At 54.4% G+C, this 17045-nt stretch carries 16 protein-coding genes and 1 pseudogene; 10 read left to right on the forward strand and 7 right to left on the reverse strand.

From position 1 onward, the window contains the following. Nucleotides 1-104 precede the first annotated feature (104 nt). From O9H85_RS14660 to O9H85_RS14670, 3 genes are all read left to right on the forward strand, one after another. A complete protein-coding gene (locus tag O9H85_RS14660) occupies nucleotides 105-1169 on the forward strand; it encodes a metallophosphoesterase family protein (protein WP_269882181.1) in 1065 nt (354 codons plus the stop codon). Nucleotides 1170-1237: 68 nt separating this feature from the next. Next, a complete protein-coding gene (locus O9H85_RS14665) occupies nucleotides 1238-2821 on the forward strand; it encodes a peptide chain release factor 3 (RefSeq protein ID WP_269882182.1) in 1584 nt (527 codons plus the stop codon). Nucleotides 2822-3038: 217 nt separating this feature from the next. Then, nucleotides 3039-3809, forward strand: a complete 771-nt coding sequence (locus O9H85_RS14670) for a YheC/YheD family protein (RefSeq protein WP_269882183.1) — start codon at nucleotides 3039-3041, stop codon at nucleotides 3807-3809. Between the two features lie 80 nt (nucleotides 3810-3889). Here the strand turns inward: O9H85_RS14670 and O9H85_RS14675 are convergent, their stop codons facing one another. Both O9H85_RS14675 and O9H85_RS14680 read right to left on the reverse strand, forming a co-directional pair. Continuing rightward, nucleotides 3890-5374, reverse strand: a complete 1485-nt coding sequence (locus O9H85_RS14675) for a sensor histidine kinase (protein WP_269882184.1) — start codon at nucleotides 5372-5374, stop codon at nucleotides 3890-3892. Between the two features lie 2 nt (nucleotides 5375-5376). Continuing rightward, the gene (locus tag O9H85_RS14680; protein ID WP_269882185.1) at nucleotides 5377-6099 is read right to left on the reverse strand and encodes a response regulator transcription factor; all 723 of its coding nucleotides are present in this window, start codon (nucleotides 6097-6099) and stop codon (nucleotides 5377-5379) included. A gap of 201 nt (nucleotides 6100-6300) precedes the next feature. On the opposite strand from O9H85_RS14680, the gene O9H85_RS14685 reads away from it, so the two are divergent. From O9H85_RS14685 to O9H85_RS14700, 4 genes are all read left to right on the forward strand, one after another. Beyond that, nucleotides 6301-7380: a LacI family DNA-binding transcriptional regulator gene (locus O9H85_RS14685; protein ID WP_269882186.1), complete on the forward strand. Its 1080-nt coding sequence runs from the start codon at nucleotides 6301-6303 to the stop codon at nucleotides 7378-7380. Nucleotides 7381-7542: 162 nt separating this feature from the next. Further along, nucleotides 7543-8703, forward strand: coding sequence for a Gfo/Idh/MocA family protein (locus O9H85_RS14690; protein ID WP_269882187.1), 1161 nt, complete (start codon nucleotides 7543-7545; stop codon nucleotides 8701-8703). 16 nt (nucleotides 8704-8719) lie between these two features. Beyond that, entirely contained in the window at nucleotides 8720-9442 is a 723-nt protein-coding gene (locus O9H85_RS14695; protein ID WP_269882188.1) for a ThuA domain-containing protein, read from the forward strand. 41 nt (nucleotides 9443-9483) lie between these two features. Then, nucleotides 9484-10587, forward strand: coding sequence for a Gfo/Idh/MocA family protein (locus O9H85_RS14700; RefSeq protein ID WP_269882189.1), 1104 nt, complete (start codon nucleotides 9484-9486; stop codon nucleotides 10585-10587). A 193-nt stretch (nucleotides 10588-10780) separates the two neighbouring features. Here O9H85_RS14700 and sspI read toward each other — a convergent pair whose 3' ends face one another. Further along, nucleotides 10781-10984: a small acid-soluble spore protein SspI gene (gene sspI, locus O9H85_RS14705; protein WP_269882190.1), complete on the reverse strand. Its 204-nt coding sequence runs from the start codon at nucleotides 10982-10984 to the stop codon at nucleotides 10781-10783. 152 nt (nucleotides 10985-11136) lie between these two features. Here sspI and O9H85_RS14710 point away from each other — a divergent pair, with 152 nt between their 5' ends. Further along, nucleotides 11137-11805 (forward strand): potassium channel family protein, encoded by a 669-nt coding sequence (locus tag O9H85_RS14710; protein ID WP_269882191.1) that lies wholly within the window; start codon nucleotides 11137-11139, stop codon nucleotides 11803-11805. Between the two features lie 80 nt (nucleotides 11806-11885). Beyond that, nucleotides 11886-12719 (forward strand): TrmH family RNA methyltransferase, encoded by an 834-nt coding sequence (locus O9H85_RS14715; protein ID WP_269882192.1) that lies wholly within the window; start codon nucleotides 11886-11888, stop codon nucleotides 12717-12719. 62 nt (nucleotides 12720-12781) lie between these two features. Here the strand turns inward: O9H85_RS14715 and O9H85_RS14720 are convergent. From O9H85_RS14720 to O9H85_RS14735, 4 genes and pseudogenes are all read right to left on the reverse strand, one after another. Next, nucleotides 12782-13210 (reverse strand): annotated as a pseudogene (locus O9H85_RS14720) (IS6 family transposase); the annotation flags it as partial. Nucleotides 13211-13345: 135 nt separating this feature from the next. Further along, nucleotides 13346-13732, reverse strand: a complete 387-nt coding sequence (locus O9H85_RS14725; protein WP_269882193.1) for a GerAB/ArcD/ProY family transporter — start codon at nucleotides 13730-13732, stop codon at nucleotides 13346-13348. Nucleotides 13733-13789: 57 nt separating this feature from the next. After that, the gene (locus O9H85_RS14730; RefSeq protein ID WP_269882194.1) at nucleotides 13790-14461 is read right to left on the reverse strand and encodes a response regulator; all 672 of its coding nucleotides are present in this window, start codon (nucleotides 14459-14461) and stop codon (nucleotides 13790-13792) included. Continuing rightward, nucleotides 14461-15510 carry a sensor histidine kinase gene (locus tag O9H85_RS14735; protein ID WP_269882195.1) on the reverse strand — a complete coding sequence of 350 codons (1050 nt, stop codon included), beginning with the start codon at nucleotides 15508-15510 and terminating at the stop codon, nucleotides 14461-14463. Before O9H85_RS14735 ends, O9H85_RS14730 begins: the two co-directional genes overlap by 1 nt. 346 nt (nucleotides 15511-15856) lie before the next feature. Between O9H85_RS14735 and O9H85_RS14740 the strand changes: the two genes are divergently transcribed. Continuing rightward, the gene (locus O9H85_RS14740; protein ID WP_269882417.1) at nucleotides 15857-17044 is read left to right on the forward strand and encodes an NAD(P)/FAD-dependent oxidoreductase; all 1188 of its coding nucleotides are present in this window, start codon (nucleotides 15857-15859) and stop codon (nucleotides 17042-17044) included. Nucleotide 17045: the final 1 nt, after the last annotated feature.

Raw genomic sequence — 17045 nt, forward strand, 5'->3', positions numbered from 1 at the left:
CATTTAAAAGGATGACATTTCCCTTAGTGCAAGCGCTGCAAAAAAAAGCTATAATAAAGGGATGGGAGCACTTCCCGCATAGAGAAACAGGGGGCATACGCCGCATGACGCGACGCGCTTTTATTCGTTGGATGCTTGGGATGCTCGTTATGATCGGGGCAGCGCTCACGGGACTCGTAAAGCTGCTGCAAAAGTCAGTGGATTCGCAGGTCTCGGAGCCGGCGAAGGACGCCGTTCTGCTGAATAAGCAGGAGCCGAGGGTGGAGACCGCCTCCGTATCGGCGGAAAACGGTGGACCATTGCTGTCTTATATGATTCTGAGCGATCTGCATATCTCGACCTACGATCCTCTGACCATTCAGCATATGAAGGAAGCGCTGAAGGATATCAAGCAAATTGACTCGCCGATCGATACAATTGTCATCACCGGCGATCTGACGGACTACGGCCGCGAGGTCGACTACAAGGAGCTGCAGAAGCTGCTGTCCGCTTATCAGCTGCCGCCGATTTACGCCAACATGGGCAACCACGACTATTATGACATCTGGATCGATCGGAAGGGCGGCTTCAATAAGGACACGGTGCCGAACGGCAAGACGGATTGGCAGTCGCGCGAACGGTTCATGAAGTTTTTTGGCCTGCAGAAAATTTATTACGACGTCAAGGTGAAGGACCACCATCTGGTGCTGCTGTCGCAGGAGGCCTATGTGCAGGAGCGGCCGGAGGTCGGAGAAGGCGCCTGGTATTCCGACGAGCAGCTCGACTGGCTGAAGGAGAAGCTCGCTTCCTACAAGGACGGCAAGCCCGTCTTCGTGATGACGCACCAGCCGCTTCCGCCAATCGGGCAGGACGGCGGGTCGCATCAGCTGATTCCGGCCAAGAAGTTCCGCGAAATTCTGAAGCCGTACAAGAACGTATTCGTCTTCTGCGGACACCGGCATCAGGATTTTCAAGGCACAGTCGAGCATTACGTCAAGGAAACGTTCCACTATTTCCATAACTCGTCCGTAGGACGGGTGTTGAACCGCAACTTCGACGGGGCGAGCGCCAAGCTCAAATCCCAGGGGCTGTACGTCCAGGTATATAAAGACAAGGTCACGGTGCGCGGCAGGGAGTTCGAGACCCGAACCTGGCTGAAGGAAGCCGACTGGACGATTAAGCTGGTTTGACACCAGGGGGATGAGCCCCAGCGGCCGAGCCGCGTTATTCTCGCAAAAAGAAAGGAACATCAACGCATATGAGCACGGGAACGACCGACAAATTGAAAAATGAGGTACTGAAACGCCGTACCTTTGCTATTATTTCCCACCCGGACGCGGGGAAGACGACGCTGACCGAGAAGCTGCTGCTCTTCGGAGGCGCGATCCGGCTGGCCGGTACGGTCAAGGGCCGCAAGGCCAGCCGCCACGCGACCTCAGACTGGATGGAGATCGAGAAGCAGCGGGGAATCTCGGTTACGTCGAGCGTGATGCAATTCGATTATGAAGGGCACCGCGTCAACATTTTGGATACCCCGGGTCACCAGGACTTCAGCGAGGACACGTACCGGACGCTGACCGCTGCGGACAGCGCGGTGATGCTGATCGACTCCGCCAAGGGCGTCGAGGCCCAGACGAAGAAGCTGTTCCAGGTATGCCGCAAGCGGGGCATTCCGATCTTCACGTTCATCAACAAGCTGGACCGCGAGGGGCAGAATCCGTTCGACCTGCTTGAGGAGCTGGAGAACGTGCTCGGCATCCGATCTTACCCAATGAACTGGCCGATCGGGATGGGCAAGCAGTTCTGCGGCGTGTACGACCGGAAGCTGACGCAGGTGGAGCTGTTCCAGGGCGACGACCACCGCGAAATCCAGGTTCGCAAGGTCAGCGGCTACGAAGACCCGGTCGTGAAGGAGATCGCCGGCGAGTTCTTCTATGACCAGCTCGTGCAGGATCTGGAGCTGCTCGACGTAGCGGGCGACGAGTTCGATTTCGAGAAGGTGCGCCAAGGCGAGCTGACGCCGGTATTCTTCGGCAGCGCGATCAACAACTTCGGGGTGCAGACGTTCCTCGAGAATTTTCTGCAGCTGGCGCCGACGCCGACGCCGCGCAAGAGCAACGAGGGCCAGGTCGACCCGCTGAACGAGAAGTTTACCGGCTACATTTTCAAAATCCAGGCAAACATGAACCCGGCGCACCGGGACCGTATCGCCTTCCTGCGCATCTGCTCGGGCAAGTTCGAGCGGGGGATGTCGGTGAAGCACGTGCGCGTCGGAAAGGAGATCAAGCTGGCCCAGCCGCAGCAGTTCCTCGCGCAGGACCGCGATATCGTCGAGGATGCGTATCCGGGCGATATTATCGGTCTGTTCGATCCGGGCATCTTCCGCATCGGAGATACGCTCAGCCAGACGGCGGGCCTCGAATTCGACGAGCTGCCGACGTTCTCCCCGGAGCTGTTCTCCAAGGTGACTGTGAAGAACGCGCTCAAGCATAAGCAGTTTCAGAAGGGCGTTGACCAGCTGACGGAGGAGGGCACCATTCAGGTGTTCAAGACGATCGGCTTCGAGGACCTGATCCTCGGCGTCGTCGGGCAGCTCCAGTTCGAGGTGTTCGAGTACCGGATGAAGGCGGAGTACGGCGTGGAAGTGCAGCTGGCGCGCATGACCTACCAATTCGCCCGCTGGCTCGTGGGAGACGACATCGACCCGGCGAAGTTCCGGATCAATTCGCAGCTTGTGAAAGACAAGAAGGACAACTACGTTGCGCTGTTCGAGAATGAATATGCGCTTCGGACGTCGATGGAGAAAAATCCGAATCTGAAATTTCTGGAGATGGCGCCGTAACGATCAGGCCCGTCTCTTCATCAGGCTCTTCACATGCCCGCGGTGCGGGAGGTGAGGAGCCTTTTGTGCGTTGGGGCGGCGTTCGCACAGCCTCTAGCGGTAGGCGGACACCCGGGACCAACGGTCCGAACCGGGCATACACTAATAAAGGACTGCATGAAGGAATAAGGCAGCTTGCGGGTGACGTAAAGAAAGCGGGAATGAAAGGCGGCTCGTGATGAAGAAAGCGATTGTTCGCAGAAGATTTGTGGTCAGCAAATGGAAGAAGACGAAAGCGCTTCTGGATAGCCGTGCCATTGCTCTGCATATTCCGGAAACCCAGACGATGACCAGGGCCCATTTAAATGAGATGCTGAAGAAATACGGCATGGTTTATGTCAAACCGAGCACTGGAACGTACGGCATCGGCGTCATGCGCATCGAGCGGGAGACGGGCTCGGGGAGCACCCGGTACCGGTTCCAAGCGGGGACGAGGATACGAAGCTTCACCGATTACGACGCGATGTACGATGCGATCAAAGGGCTGACCGGCGGCCGCTTGTATCTGGCGCAGAAGGGGATTCAGCTGCTCAAGCATCAAGGCCGGCGTTTTGATCTGCGGGTGATGGTGCAGCTCAGTCCGCAGGGACGGTGGGAGACGACGGGCTTGATCGGCCGGCTGGCCGCGGCGAATAAGGTGGTGACCAATATCCACAACGGAGGCACTTTATATCCGGTGGAAACGCTGCTAAGCTCGCATTTGTCAGGAGAAGAGACGGGGCGTCTGCTTCAAAAGCTCCGCCGGCTCGGGACCTCGGTGGCCCGGCAGCTGTACAGGAAATATCCGGGACTGAAGGAGATCGGGCTCGATGTGGCGCTGGATGAACAGCTGCACCCTTGGGTGCTGGAAGTGAACACGTGCCCCGACCCATGGATCTTCCGCAAGCTGAAGGACAAGCGCATCTTCTCCCGCATCTACCGTTACTGCAAGGCGTATGGCAGATTGTAGCGGAAGGGGGCGTAAACGTAAAAAGCGACCGGCTTCGCGAGACTTCGTGCGCATGCCGGTCGTTGCCGTTTGTGACGAGCTTATGTTGCGGCGTTGCCGCCTTCCGGCTCTACAGACGGCGCCCGCTTCGGCAGCGTCACGGTGAAGGTCGAGCCGAGGCCGGCGGTACTGTTCACCTCAATGGAGCCGTCATGCGCTTCGACAAGCTGCTTGACGATGGACAAGCCGAGACCGGTTTCGCTGTTGGTCTTGCTCCGGGAGGGGTCCGCCTTGTAGAAGCGCTCCCAGATGAGCGCCAGCTCCTCAGTGGACATGCCTCTGCCGGTATCGGCTACTGTGATCATCGTAGCGTCCTCCGTCTCGATGCCGGTCAGGCGGATCGTGCCGTAGTCCGTGAACTGAATGCTGTTCTTCACGAGATTGATGACGATTTGGGTCAGACGGTCGTAATCCCCGTACACCCTCAGCTCGGGCTGGCATTCGATGACAAGATGCAGCCGCTTCTCCTCGATCAGCACGTCCAGCGTCTCCGAGACGAATTCGAACAGCTCGATGAGCGGGCTCGTCTTCTTATGGAGCGTAATCAAGCCGCTCTCGATCTTCTCCATGTCGAGCAGCTCGTTGATGAGACGGATCAGGCGGAAGGTCTCCTTCTCGATGATGCCGTAATACTTCAACTGCTCCTCGGGCTTATGGACGAAGCCATTCTTCAGCCCTTCGATTATGCCCCGGATCGAGGTCAGCGGCGTTCGCAGCTCATGGGTCACGTCCGTAATAAAATGACGCCTGCGCGTCTCGAACTGCTTCAGCTTCTCCGCCGACTGCTCCAGCTGGTCGGCCATGGAGTTGAAGTCGCGCGCAAGCTCGCCGAGCTCATCAGAGCGATTGACCGGGGAACGGGCGCTGTAGATGCCGGAGGCCAGCTGACGCGTGGTCAGGCGCAGCGAACGGATGCTGCGGCTCATATTTCTGGAGATCAGCCAAGAGACAGCTACAGCTAGCAAAAAGACAAAGGCAATGATGTAGATCAGCGCCTGATCGAGTGTCACTAGCGTAGCTTGGATGCCCTGGAGAGGCGAGATGACGAAGAGCTGCAGATCCCCCTTCTGACTTTTTGGCTTGATGGACTTATAGTAGATGACCAACGGCTGATCCGTATTGCGTACGATGGTGAAGCTCGTTATTTCCTTCGTACCCAGCACCCTGCCGCGAAGTCTGTCAAGGAAGGGACGGCCGCTCAGCGCTTTGGGCATCCTGGGATCGCGGTAAACGAGTTCACCGTACTTGTCCAGAAGAATGAAGGATACCTTCCTTTCGCTCAGCAGGCCCCGATAAGTCTGGAGCGAAACGGCGGGGTCTTCCTCCTCCTTGGCTACGAGGCGTACGATCGCTCTGGCTATGCTGCTGAGCTCCTCGGTTTTCTGCTTGTAGAACTGTTTCTCCATAAAATAAATGAAGCCTGCGGACAAGAGCGATAGGATCAGCAGCGACACGATCAGATGGCTCAGAAACTGACGCTGAAAGAAGGTAAAGCGGTAGCGGAACCGGCGGCGCGCCCCTGGCATGGTCATTCCTCCAGCTTGTAGCCTACGCCCCAAACGGTGACGATCAGCGGGTGCTCCGGCGACGAGACTTTATTGCGCAGCCGTTTAATATGCACGTCGACGGTGCGCTCCTCGCCCAAATAATCGAAGCCCCAGATGCTTTCCAGCAGCTGTTCCCGGGTAAATACCCGTTTCGGATAACGCACGAAAAGAGTCAGCAGCTCGAATTCCTTGGGGGTCAGGTTGGTGATGGTCGTTCCGTTCAGCGTGGCGCTGCGCGCGGATAAATTAACGAGGATCTTCTTATGCTTCAGCACCTCATCGTCGGGTCTTTCCTCCGAGAAGACGTCATCCGCAGAGGAGCCTGGCTCCGCACCTCCGCTTCCGGCACGATAACGCCGCAGCACCGCCTTCATCCGGGCGATCAGCTCCATCGGACTGAAGGGCTTGGTCACATAATCGTCCGCTCCAAGCTCCAGACCGAGAATGCGGTCCTGCTCCTGGTCTCTGGCCGTCAGTAGGATGACCGGCGTCGCCAGCTTGCGGCGGATGTCCCGGCAGAGCGTAATGCCGTCTTTGCCAGGAAGCATCCAGTCCAGAATGATGAAGTCCCAGCCCTGCTGTGCGATCGCCTGCTCCGCGGCGAGGCCGTCGTGGACGAAGGTCGTTTCATATTGTTCCTTGCTGAAAAACAACTGCAGCATTTCACAGACCGAGTGGTCGTCTTCCGCAACCAGAAGCTTCATAGATTATAGCAACTCCCGCATCAAAATAACGTGTTCCCAAGTTGTGTAGGTTAGTTCAAGCATAGTCGCTCGGAAGGCTGTTGACAAGAGGGGGAAAACGGCATTCCGATGCGGGTGCCTTCGGTCAGCGCAGCTTGGAAAAAATCCCCGATCACCATTGACAGCTTTAATGGAGCGTGAGATAATGAACGCGCGTACATTTTGGGAAGAGGAGGGGTTGGAATCGTTACCCGCAAGGAAGTTGCTGAGCTAGCGGGAGTATCCGAGGCGACCGTTTCCCGTGTCTTCAACGGCGTAGGCCCGATGAAGGAGGAAACGAAGCAGCGGGTGCTTCAAGCAGCCAAGACCTTAAACTATCATCCGAACGCCATCGCTCAGAGCTTCGCCCGCCGCCGCAGCGGCAATTTGGGCATCGTGCTTCCTTACGTGCCGAAGGTGCATATTTTCTCGACGTATTATTTCTCCGAGGTGCTCAGCGGGATCGGCGAAGCCGTTAAGCAGAAGGGCTACGATATGCTGCTTATGTTCCGCAGTCCCGGAGAAGAAAGCGATTACAGCAGCTTGTTCCGTTCACAGAAGGTGGACGCCTGCGTCATCCTCGGGGCAACCGACTCGCCGGGAGAGCGGAGCGAGCTGAAGAAGCTGGAAGCGGCAGGGCATCCGTTCTGCCTGGTGAACCAACATTTCAGCGGCGAACGCTTCTGCGAAGTGGACGCGGACCATGAAGAGGGCAGCCGCAAGGCGGTAAAGCACCTTGTGGAGCGCGGCTATCGGCAGATCGCTTTCCTGAACGGCTCGCCCCAGTTCTCGAACAGCGGCGACCGTCTGCGCGGCTACAAGAAGGCGATGCATGAGAGCGGCTTGCTCCCTGCAGTCGCAGCCGGAGAAGTGCAGGTACCCGGGCATCTGTATTATGAGGGAAATTATAGCCGCACAAGCGGCTACCGCGCCGCGGCGGCGCTGAAGCCGCATCTGGACCGGGTGGACGCCGTATTCGTGGCCAACGACCGGATGGCTACGGGCCTTATGCAGGGGCTCCGCGAGGTTGGCATTCAGGTCGGGCGGGATCTGGCGATTGTCGGCTATGACGATTCCGATACGGCCCGGGTCACCGATCCGCCGCTGACGAGCGTCGCCGTGCCGTTTTACGAAATGGGCAAGCTCGCCGCGGAGAAGCTGCTGGATCGGCTTGCCGCTCCGGAGAGCGCAGCGGAGCCGTGCTTCCAGGTCCGGCTGAAGACGGAGCTGGTCGTTCGGCAATCTTGCATGACCAGCAAGTAATCCGGAAGTCCGGTTTTCTTAGTTGATAAGAATTTATAAGTTTTCGTAACTTATAGCTTCGCATCAACCTTGGTAAACGCGCTGGTCCTTGTAAGACAAGGACGCAGTAGCCGTTTATCCTGGTTAACCGGCCTTCCAGGATGCCAAATGGGAGGGTGACCGATGAAGGAAGTTCGAGTAGGGATGATCGGATATAAATTTATGGGCAAAGCTCACAGCCATGCATACCGGGATTTGCCGATGTTTTTCCCGCAAGCGGCCAGGCCGGTGATGAAGGCGATTTGCGGGCGAGACCCGCAAGGGGTAAGGCAGGCCGCGGCCCAATTCGGCTGGGAAAGTCACGAGACGGATTGGCGGGCGCTGCTGGAGCGGGACGATATCGACCTTATCGATATCAACGCGCCGAGCGACGCTCACAAGGAGATCGCACTGGCGGCCGCGAAGGCGGGCAAGCATATATTCTGCGAGAAGCCGCTGGCCCTGACCTTGGCCGATTCCCGTGAGATGCTGGCGGCTGTTCAGGCGGCGGATGTGAAGCATATGGTCGGCTTCAATTACCGGTTCGCTCCGGCCGTGCAGCTGGCCAAGAAGCTGGTTACCGAAGGACGGCTCGGCCAAATTTATCACTTCCGGGCTTGGTTCTTACAGGACTGGATCATCGATCCGGAATTCCCTCTTGTCTGGCGGCTCCAGAAGGAGGTGGCCGGCTCCGGCTCCCACGGCGACCTGGGCGCGCATCTGATCGATCTCGCCCATTACCTTGTCGGCGACATGACCGAGGTGATCGGCATGAGCGAGACGTTCATCAAGGAGCGTCCGGTGCCGTCTTCGATGACCGGCCTGAGCGCCAAGGGCAGCAAGGACGCGCCGAGGGGACCGGTGACGGTGGACGATGCGACGCTGTTCCTGAGCCGGTTCGCGAACGGGGCGCTGGGCAGCTTCGAGGCGACGCGGTTCGCGGCGGGGCACCGGTGCACCAATGCGTTTGAAATTAACGGCAGCAAAGGCAGCGTGAAATTCGATTTCGAGCGGATGAACGAGCTGCAGGTTTATTTTGCGGACGATGAAGGCGATGTGCAGGGGTTCCGAAGGGTGCTGGCGACCGATCCGGCACACGCTTATGCGGACGCCTGGTGGCCGCCGGGCCATACGATCGGCTACGAGCATACGTTTATCCACGAGACGGTGGAGCTGATGCAGGCGCTGGCCGAAGACCGCCAGCCGCAGCCGAGCTTTGTGGACGGGGTTAAATGCCAGCAGGTGCTTGAGGCGGTGGACCTGTCCGTCGCCGGGCGGCGCTGGGTGCAAATAGATGAACTATAAGGGAGAGCGGGCCGAGATGAAAAAAGCGTTGATCGTATGGGGCGGATGGCTGGGCCATGAGCCGGAGCAGGTAGCCGGGATTTTCCGCGAATTGTTAGAGGCCGATGGCTTTGAGGTGGAAGTATCGGATACGCTAGATTCGTTTAACGACGGTGTGAAGCTGAAGGGATTGGACTTGATCGTTCCGGTATGGACGATGGGCGAAATCTCGAAAGAGCAGGCCGCAAACGTCTCAAAGGCGGTTCAGAGCGGCGTCGGCATTGCGGGCTGTCATGGGGGGATGTGCGATTCGTTCCGCAATAATGTGGATTGGCAGTTCATGACCGGCGGGCAATGGGTGGCGCACCCGGGTAACGACGGCGTGGAATATACGGTGAATATCAAGAGCAGCTCGAGTCCGCTCGTGGAGGACATCGAGGATTTCGCGGTGAAGAGCGAGCAGTATTATCTTCACGTCGATCCTACGGTGGAAGTGCTGGCGACGACGCGGTTCCCGGTCGTGGCCGGGCCGCATTCGCTGAATAAAGCGGTCGATATGCCGGTCGTCTGGACCAAGCGCTGGGGCGTCGGACGCGTGTACTACTGCTCTTTGGGCCACCATGCCGACATCGTCGATATGCCGCAGGTGCGGGAATTGATGCGGCGCGGCTTCGTCTGGTGCGCCGAAGGCAAAGCCAAAGCGGCTGCTGCTCAGGCTTCCGCGGATTTGCAGTATACGGGCATGGGGGACAGCAACTAAATCGATAGGGCGAAAAAGCCGGTTCTGGAGGGAACGAAGAAATGTCTACTATTAAAGTAGGAATCGTGGGCTGCGGTAAAATCAGCGGCATTTATTTCAAAAATTGCAGCTCTTACCCGAACATAGAAGTGGCCGCTTGCGCGGATTTAAATGTGGAGCGGGCCAAGGCGAGCGCCGAAGAGCACGGCGTGGCGAAAGCTTGCACCGTACCCGAGCTATTGGCCGATCCGGAGATCGACATCGTGATCAACCTGACGATTCCGGCGGCCCATGCCGACGTGTGCCTGCAGGCGCTCGAGGCCGGCAAGCACGTGTATGTGGAGAAGCCGCTTGCGGTTACGCGCGAGGAAGGGCAGGCCATTCTGGCCAAAGCCCGCGAGAAGGGACGGCTCGTCGGAAGCGCGCCTGATACGTTCCTCGGCGGCGGCATCCAGACCTGCATCAAGCTGATCGAGGACGGCTGGATCGGCACGCCGGTGGCGGCCACAGCCTTCATGATGGGCCGCGGGCACGAACACTGGCATCCGGATCCGGAGTTTTATTACGCCAAGGGCGGCGGACCGATGTTCGATATGGGACCTTATTACTTGACGGCGCTGGTAGCGATGCTCGGTCCGATCCGCCGCGTGACCGGCTCCACCAAGGTGACGTTCCCGGAACGTACGATCACAAGCCAGCCCAAGTTCGGCAAGATGATTCAAGTCGACACTCCGACGCATGTGGCGGGCTTGCTCGACTTCCATGGCGGCGCAGTCGGCACGATCATCACGTCGTTCGACGTATTCGGGGGCGCCCAGCTGCCTCGCATCGAGGTATACGGAAGCCTGGGCACGCTTAGCGTTCCCGATCCGAATACGTTCGGCGGGCCGGTTCTTCTGAAGCGCCACGACGCGAAGGAGTGGAAGGAAATCCCGCTGTCCCACGGCTACGCAGAGAACGGACGGGGGCTCGGCGTGCTCGATATGGCCTACGCGATCCACGGCGGCCGCATCAACCGGGCGAACGGGGAGCTGGCTTACCATGTGCTCGAAGCGATGCACGGCTTCCACGACGCTTCGGACGAGGGCCGGCATTACCTCATGCAGAGCACCTGCGAACGGCCGAAAGCGATGCCGCAGGGCTATGTGTTCGGCGTTTTGGATTGAACGGAAAAGAGGACAGCGTGCGCATGCCTTGCGCGGGCTGTCCTCTTTTTGTTGTTAAGAATTTATAAGTTTTTCACAACTTATAGCTTCGCATCAACCTTGATAAACGCGCTGGTCCTTGTAACACAAGGACGGCGTAGCCTTTTATCCTGGGTGCCTGGCTGAGACATTCCTTTTCGGTCAAAAGCTTAGGTTAAGCCAGATGCTCTTTCAACGTCGAGACGAGCTGGTTCTTGACGTCGGCCCCGCTGTTTTTCCAGATGATCTCGAATAAAACTCCAAGGCCCGGAAGGGCTTGTTCCTCGCCGTCGATGGAGCTTGAAATGATATCGCTGAGCTCATCGTTGCTTTTGTCATGAACGCGTTCGATAATCGCTTGTCTGAGTGTTAGGATCATATCGTCGGGGTCTTCCTTTCTCCATGGAAATCGATAACGGGAATGTGCTTCCTTTAATATGCGCGGAACAGGGAAGGTTCATGCTTCGTTTTTTGGTTCTATGGGCTTCGATTTGGTATAATAACACTGTTGAACGAGGGGAGGCGTTGGATGTGGCACTAGGAAAAAAACAATTTGCCGTCATCGGCATGGGCCGGTTCGGTTCCAGTGTAGCCAAGACGTTGTCGGAGCTCGACTTTGAGGTGCTGGCGATCGACAGCAGCGAGCAGCGTACTCAGGATGTATCGAACATCGTCACCCATGTAGTGCAGGCGGATTCGACCGATGAGGAAGCGCTTCGGGCGCTCGGACTCCGCAACTTCGACGTCGTAATCGTCGCAATCGGGCAAGACATCCAGGCGAGCATTCTGACGACGATCATCGTCAAGGAGATCGGGGTGCCGAAGGTCGTCGTCAAGGCCCAAAACGAGCTCCACGGCAAAGTGCTCCGCAAGGTCGGCGCGGACAAAGTGATTTATCCCGAACGCGATATGGGAATGCGGGTGGCGCATCATTTGATCTCTTCCAACATTATCGATTACATTGAGCTATCCGAGGATTACAGCATCATCGAGATTCAGGCTTCGAGCGCCATGATCGGACGCAGCTTGCAGCAGCTCGATATCCGGGCCAAATACGGCTGCAACGTCATGGCGATCAAGCATGGGGAGCGGATGAATATCGCCCCGAACGCCGAGGATTTGATTAAGGATAAAGACGTGCTCGTCGTCGTAGGAAGTAATGAAGATCTGCGGTCTTTCGAAAAGTCTTTTGCAGAATAAGCCGGATCGGTTGCTGTCTTGGCAATATACGAACCTGTGTACATAGAACACGAATGGAATTATGGGAGATGGACGGCTACATGGAGTATAGAAGAAGCGGAAGCGCAGTGATCGAATCGCTGCAAAATCCGAGAGCGAAGCAGTGGACGCAGCTGCTCGATAAGAAAGGGCGGGAGAAGCAGGGACGCTTCCTGATCGAGGGGATCCACCTCGTGCAGGAGGCGCTGCGGTCCGAGCTTCCTCCCGAGACGCTGGTTTATTCGGCAGCGAGGGAGGAAGCAGTTGAGCCGCTGCTGCAGGAGGCTTCCGCGCTTGGTGTGGAATGCCTGGCGGTGACCGAGCCGGTTCTTGCCAAGTGCACGGATACGCAAACGCCGCAGCCGGTCTTCGCCGTCGTGCCGAAGCTGCCGTGGCGGCCGCAGCAGCTGATCGAGGCGAGCCGCAGGGATGGGCTTGTCGTCGTTATCGACGGCATCCAGGACCCCGGCAACCTCGGCACGATCATCCGCAGCGCGGATGCGGTCGGAGCCACGGGCGTGCTGCTCGGGCGCGGCACGGTCGATTTGTACAATCCCAAGACGGTGCGCTCGACGATGGGCTCGCTCTTCCACCTGCCGATCGCCGAAGGCGCGCTTGGCGAATGGCTGCCGAAGGCGGCGGAAGCGGGCATCCACATCGCGGCGACGAGTCTGCAGGGCGCCGTCAGCTGCTACGAGCACGACTTCCGCCCGGCGACCTGGTTCGTCATCGGCAACGAGGGCGCCGGCGTGTCCGCGGAAGCGCTGGAGCTGTCGCAGCATCAGGTGCTGATCCCGATGCGCGGCCGCGCGGAATCGCTGAATGCGGCGATGGCGGCGACGGTCTTGCTGTTCGAGGCGATGCGGCAGCGGGGGATTATATTTCATTCTTCATAGAAAAAGATGGGTTGTGTTGCAAAAATTAAAAACGATAATCTTAATCTTAGTTGATAAGAAATTTATGCAGTCAACCCGAACAATTTACTGATCAAATCAACATTAGAAAGAACAGGTGATATTTCAACCTGTTCTTTCCTGAGCATATGAAAAGCTTCAATTCCAGAAATTGTTTTCTCGACTGTCTGGAATGATTTGAATCCCATCATTGCATTTGTTATTTTCTTTATAAATCGATGGTCCTGTTCTACAACGTTGTTAAGGTACTTTGTTTGTCTGATTATGGTTTCTTTCGAAAGCTCCTTTTCATTCATTAACTGTTCCAGTGCGGGTGGATATGCAGGGTTCTTATCCACCGTGATCACACGCGGCGATTGATTGTGTGAGGATGATAACGCCTTCTTAAAAAAGCGTTTCGCAGCATGAATATCGCGGTTTTCGGAAAGCATGAAATCAACCGTGCTTCCTTCAGAATCCACTGCTCGATAAAGCTACTTCAAGTAGGGGCGAATTCGTTTGTCTATTTCAGGTCCTTGGCCAGGCTAGCTCCAAATTTAATTTTGTTCCCGTGACGCGAAATGTCGCCGGTGCTCCGTGACGGGGGGCGGTCAACCTCGTTTTCCGGATCAAGCGCTTTTAGGGGACAACGTCAACAGGTTGATTATTTCATTTTTTCCGTATAACTGCAACAGCAAGCAGTAATAACGGAAAAAAATACCAATAATTGGCGCAAATGCTGTATAAGCCTGTAAAAATTCGAACGAATAGGCGACATTGGGACGCGTAACAAGGGCGAAAACGACCAGAATAGCACCCAACGGCAGCGTCAAGAACCGGTAATCTTTCAATTCCAGCACTTGGGCGATACCTATTATGGAGATATAGTAAAAAACCGTCACCCTATAATAAATGGAGATAAACCAGATTGTCGCTACAAGCACTTCGATCCATGTACAATGAACTTCATCCCCAAAGGGGATAATCTTGGAGGAGCCGGATGCGATGACCCGCACGTCCGGATCTGTGAGAGGCCCATGCAAATGCGCATGGGCCTACTCGATATTGAATGTCTATTTGTCTTCCAGAGAGTTCAGAGAATCAATGTATCCATTGTTAAGCGCGTAATTCACAAGTTCTGCGCGTGATCCTAAGCACAGCCTTTTCATAATATTCGAACGATGTGTCTCTACTGTCTTTACGCTGATGTGTAGTTTGTTTGAGATCTCTTTGTGTGTAAATCCCTTCGCGAGTAAAATCAGCACTTCAGTTTCTCTAGGAGAAAGTTTATCAAAAAAAAATTCTTCTTCCTTAGATTTTTGTAATAATCGTTCCCGAGTTTCATATGACAGGCGTTTTGGAAGATAGGGATGCCGTGTAGTTCCAGTTCGGAGCGCTTCTAAAATTTCTATGCTATCATCATGTTTAAACAAAATACCGTCTACGCCTGCGGCCAGCATTTTTTCAACATGTGCATCGTCGTCAAACATAGTTAACATGACCATGCGTATTTGAGGGTATAACTCACGAATGTGTCTTGCTGTAGTAATTCCATCCAACCCATGAGGCATGTGTACGTCCATCAATATGGCGTCAGGAGTTAAGCGTTCAGCTAATATAAGGGCTTCATCACCAGAAGATCCTTCGCCAACAACTACAATGTCAGACACACCTTCAAAAATAAGACATAATCCTTGACGAACAAGCGTATGGTCATCGATAATCACAACTTTTATCGTCTGCATTAGGCATCATCCTTTGTTTCCCGGCTTTCGATTACAGGGTTAGGGAATTGGAGTTCGACTTTGGTACCATGACCCGGCGATGAGATAATGTTAAGTTTACCATTTAATGCGGATACTCGTTCCTTCATGTTTTTCAACCCGTAACCGGGAGTGTCCTTGATGAAATTGGTGTCAAATCCCTGTCCGTTGTCTTCGATGGTCACAAAACATACCCTATCGCAGGAAAGTGAAACAAGGATTTGAGAAGCTTTACCGTGGAGAATTGCATTATGCAAGGATTCCTGCACGATTCTGTAAACGTGCACAGCGCTTCGGTTTAAATCATCGTGCAGCCAATCCGCATCGATGTTGACTTCGATGACGCGGTCGTTCGATGACATCTGTTCTCCTAATGTTCGAATGGCTGCAGTGAGTCCTAGGTCGTATAGAACAGCTGGGTACAAATTCCGAGACATTGCTCTCACTTCTTCTGAACAAAGTTTCACTTGTTTGTTGATTTCTTCGATTTTCGTTTGTTGACTTGGGACATGACGTTTAAGATGTTCCAAACTAAGATTAATTGCGTAAAGTGTCTGGGAAATACTGTCGTGTAATTCCTGGGATATCCGCTTTCTCTCTTCTTCTTGAACCTCCAGTGTACGTTGATTTAATTGTGCGCGTGACTCCAATTCCTTGGTTTGACGTTCAATCGTCACATCGCGAATTGTGATAACCATATTTCGCGCATAAGCATTGTTTGTTGACGATAGAAATGTTCGACTCATTCCGACGGGTACGAGCGTTCCCATCTTTGTCGGCAGTTCGGATTCGAAATAACTCTGCGTTAGTTGGCTTGCTAAAAAGCATCGTTCTTCACCTTGGGGAACGGTTCTTTTTTGACAATAAAGACAATATGGGATGACATCCCCTAATTCCCATCCAGTAATTCGGGTTGCAGATGGATTGATATACACAATAATTCTGTTCTGATCCATAACTATAATTCCGTCATTAAGTAAATTAAACAGTTCTCGAAGTCTTTGCGCATCTTGATAAAGCTCATTGGTCATCTGACTCTCTCCATTATGAAGTGCCTGAATGCAGGCAACAGGGTAACTACTTTAGAGAGTATCTGTATAGATACAATCAGGGATTTCCCCTATATACTAATATGCATTTCAATTATACACTCTATTCATGAAGGGAGGAGAGTTATTGTCATCGCCATCCATTCACATATCAGTTTTTTCTCCGATAATCAGGGTTTTCCCTGATACATGTTCTCTTGCTAAAGTAGTACGTTTATAGCAGAACAACCAGCAACTTCTCGACGGCATATCGTTATTAACTATCATAACTAGTGGATATGGTGGTTAAAACCGAATTGAATTCTATTAGGAAGTGGAGTGAATGTGGATGCATTACAAGGTTGTCATTGTTGGTGGGGGAAGTGGCGGGATTAGTGTGGCTGCTCGACTGTTACGCGAAGCGCGCTGGCTTTCCGGCCAAGTTGCGATTGTTGATCCGGCCACAAAACATTATTATCAACCGCTTTGGACATTGGTCGGCGGCGGGGCTGTCGCTCGTGAAGTAACGGAGCGCGAAGAGGCTTCTGTCATTCCTGAAGGTGCTGTATGGATTCAAGAGGCTGTGAAGGAGTTCAAGCCGGAAGAAAATCAAGTGGTGACTAGCTCCGAAAAGTGGATTTCGTACGACTATCTCGTCGTTGCTGCGGGCATTCAGATTGATTGGGACAAGATTAAAGGTCTGAGAGAATCGATTGGCAAAGACGGAGTGTGCAGTAACTACTCGTATGATTACGTTAATAGTACATGGGAGAGCTTGCGTAACTTCAAAGGCGGAAATGCGATTTTCACTGCTCCAAACACACCGATTAAATGCGGCGGCGCGCCGCAAAAGATCATGTATCTTGCGGATGATTATTTGCGCAAGTCGAAGGTTCGCGACAAATCCAATGTGATGTTTGTTTCGGGCGGCACCGTAATATTTGGCGTCAAGAAATACGCTGATTCTCTAAATAAGGTGATTGCCCGTAAAGAAATTGAAACGCGCTTCAAACACAATCTGGTTGAGATTCGCGGAAAAGAAAAGGTAGCTGTATTTGAAGATCTGGATAGCAAACAGCGAGTGGAGATACGGTATGAAATGATTCACGTGGTACCGCCGATGAGCGCTCCGGACTTCATCAAGACAAGCCCCCTTGCTAATGCGGATGGTTGGGTCGACGTTGACAAATTTACGTTGCAGCACAATCGGTTCGCGAATGTGTTTGGAATCGGGGATTGCACGAGTCTGCCGACTTCGAAAACGGGTGCGGCCATTCGTAAACAAGCGCCGGTGGTCGTGGCTAATTTACTCAGTATGCTGCATACGCAACCCGTCGTGAAACAGTACAACGGCTATACTTCATGCCCTTTGGTAACAGGTTACGGTAGTCTCATTCTCGCCGAATTTGACTACAGCAACACGCCGGACGAGTCGTTTCCAGTTGACCAAGGGAAAGAGCGGAGGAGCATGTATTTGTTGAAAAAGGATTTGCTGCCTGTCATCTACTGGGATGGAATGTTGAAGGGCCTGATGTAAG

The sequence above is a fragment of the Paenibacillus gyeongsangnamensis genome (assembly GCF_027533625.1).
Lineage (GTDB): Bacteria > Bacillota > Bacilli > Paenibacillales > NBRC-103111 > Paenibacillus_G > Paenibacillus_G gyeongsangnamensis.